1 protein-coding gene is annotated in these 305 nt (G+C 62.6%); it reads left to right on the top strand.

Annotated elements, in window-relative coordinates; translation table 11 throughout:
* Positions 1-46: 46 nt before the first annotated feature.
* On the top strand, positions 47-305 hold a 259-nt coding region (locus CEY15_RS18025), incomplete at its 3' end, for a transposase (RefSeq protein WP_141244358.1).

Below are 305 nucleotides of genomic sequence, written 5' to 3'. Positions count from 1 at the left end.
TGAGGTTCCCCCGGATCCGTAGAGGGATCAGCTATAAGGGGAAGCGATGCCAGAGAAGCGCCAGAAGTACGACCGGGAGTTCCGTGAGGGAGCGGTCCGGATCGTCGAGGAGACCGGGAAGCCGATCGCCCAGATCGCCCGAGACCTTGGGGTCAAGGCGGGCACCTTGGGCAATTGGGTCAATCAGGCTAAGGAAGCTCGGGAGGGCACAGAAGGCCTGTCCAGGGGCGACATCGAGGAGCTCAAGCGGCTGCGAGCAGAGAACGCGGAGCTGAAGATGGAGCGTGATGTCCTCAAGCGATCCG

The organism is Dietzia natronolimnaea (assembly GCF_002289575.1).
In the GTDB taxonomy this organism is placed as follows: Bacteria; Actinomycetota; Actinomycetes; order Mycobacteriales; family Mycobacteriaceae; genus Dietzia; species Dietzia natronolimnaea_A.
Note: the sequence above shows the minus strand (reverse complement) of the source record. Positions and strands in the feature narration are given on the sequence as shown.